The following is a 1,305-nucleotide window of genomic DNA, read 5'->3' on the forward strand; positions in this document are numbered from 1 at the left end:
CCCCTGTGGGAGCGGGCTTGCTCGGGTAGAAACCGGAGACATCCTTTACGTTTTAAACCGGAGACATCGTTTACAGGTATGAAATACGGTCAGGAGGTGCCTGACCATGCCCTGGAATCGAGAGTCCCCAATGGATCAGAGAGTGAAACTCATAGGCGACTGGATGTCCGGCGCCTATTCCAAAAGTGAGCTGGCGCGGCACTACGGTGTCAGTCGGCCCACTTTGGACAAGTGGTTGGCACGCTATGCAGAGCGTGGCATCGATGGGCTCAAAGAGCTGTCCAGACGTCCGCACCACAGCCCTCATCAAATCAGTGAGCAGGTCCTTGAGTTGCTGATCGCTTACAAGCGCGAGCATCCAAGTTGGGGGCCTGAGAAGTTGGTCCATAACCTGAGAAACGCACATGCGGACTTTTCTTGGCCGGCGCTGAGCACGGCTGGTGAATGGCTCAAGCGTGCAGGTCTGGTGCAGAAACGACGCTTCCTTAATCGCCCACCGACGGGGCCTATTCCGTTACGCGAAGCCACGGAGCCCAATCAAACATGGGCGGCGGATTTCAAAGGCGATTTCGCCCTGCAATCAGGTCAGCGCTGCTTTCCCTTGACGATCTCCGATCATGTCAGCCGGTTCTTGTTGCTTTGCCGGGCCCAAAGCAGTGTGGCTGGGGCGCGTGAAGGATTTGACTGGGCCTTTCGGGAGTATGGGTTGCCCAATGTCATTCGTACGGATAACGGTTCACCTTTTGCCTCGACCGGCGTGTCGCGCATCTCCAGTCTGGCGGCCTGGTTCATACGCTTGGGCATCTATCCCGAGCGTATCCAGCCCGGACGTCCTGACCAGAATGGCCGCCATGAACGAATGCATCGAACCCTCAAGGCTGCACTACTGCAGACACCTGAACATAACCTGGTACAGCAGCAGCTGGCGTTTGAACGATTTCGCCACGAATACAACTACGAACGCCCTCACAAGGCACTGGCAATGAAGGTTCCGGCAGATATTTATGTGCCATCCAGCCGGCACTACGACGGGCATGTACCGGAGGTGAATTACCCTCCACAGATGCTGGTCAGAAAAGTCCGGCAAAACGGTTCAATGAAGTGGAAAGGCGGAATGGTATTTGTCAGTGAATCACTGGTGGGTGAGGCACTGGGGTTGAAGGAGGTAGAAGATGAGGTCTGGGAAGTGTATTTGTGCAGTTACCTTTTAGGGCGTTTGAAAAGCGGTGAAAACCGCCTTTCAAACCCACAAAAACGTAAAGGATGTCCCCGGTTTCGTTTGTAAAGGATGTATCCGTTTCTACA

The 1,305-nt window shown here is 54.6% G+C and carries 1 protein-coding gene; it reads left to right on the forward strand.

Annotation, left to right across the window (positions count from 1 at the left end; translation table 11 throughout):
* Window positions 1-106 precede the first annotated feature (106 nt).
* Window positions 107-1,285 (forward strand): integrase core domain-containing protein, encoded by a 1,179-nt coding sequence (locus tag KW838_RS29210; protein ID WP_218504370.1) that lies wholly within the window; start codon window positions 107-109, stop codon window positions 1,283-1,285.
* Window positions 1,286-1,305: the final 20 nt, after the last annotated feature.

It is taken from the genome of Pseudomonas sp. PDM27 (assembly GCF_019219205.1).
In the GTDB taxonomy this organism is placed as follows: domain Bacteria; phylum Pseudomonadota; class Gammaproteobacteria; order Pseudomonadales; family Pseudomonadaceae; genus Aquipseudomonas; species Aquipseudomonas laurylsulfatiphila.

Excerpts from the sequence above, each read along its gene's own strand:
- KW838_RS29210 (WP_218504370.1), top strand. The coding sequence starts at position 107 with ATGCCCTGGAATCGAGAGTCCCCAATGGATCAGAGAGTGAAACTCATA.